The organism is Streptomyces hilarionis, from assembly GCF_024539675.1.
GTDB classification, from domain to species: domain Bacteria; phylum Actinomycetota; class Actinomycetes; order Streptomycetales; family Streptomycetaceae; genus Streptomyces; species Streptomyces hilarionis.
The window spans coordinates 1-311 of sequence record NZ_JAHHIT010000615.1; the positions used below are offsets into that span (position 1 = coordinate 1).

The 311-nt window shown below is 57.6% G+C and carries 1 protein-coding gene; it reads left to right on the top strand.

What is annotated here, in order from left to right; translation table 11 throughout:
* A partial coding sequence (locus KMS84_RS44350; protein ID WP_256921521.1) for a hypothetical protein occupies nucleotides 1-208 on the top strand: 208 nt, incomplete at its 5' end.
* Nucleotides 209-311: the final 103 nt, after the last annotated feature.

Here is a 311-nt window from a genome sequence, read left to right on the forward strand (position 1 = left end):
TCGTGGTGGTTTACCCAAGTGCGATCAGCGTTCGGAAGCTCGCGCGGTTACCGCTTCGGCGGTGATGAATGCCCACTACACCAGATCCGCAGACCACTACTGCGGATTCTCTTCAGCTGCACCGCTATTCCCCGGACGCATCGTTCTGATCGTCATCGGATTGCCGGTGACTAGTTGTTCATTGCTCGCCTTCACCTACCCACCTTGACGGGGGCTCACATCCCCGTCAGGGATTGTGCGTCGCCGTTTTCCCTTGAAACAGGAGAACCACCATGGCCCACGCCAACCAATCCCAAGAAGCGACCACTTAC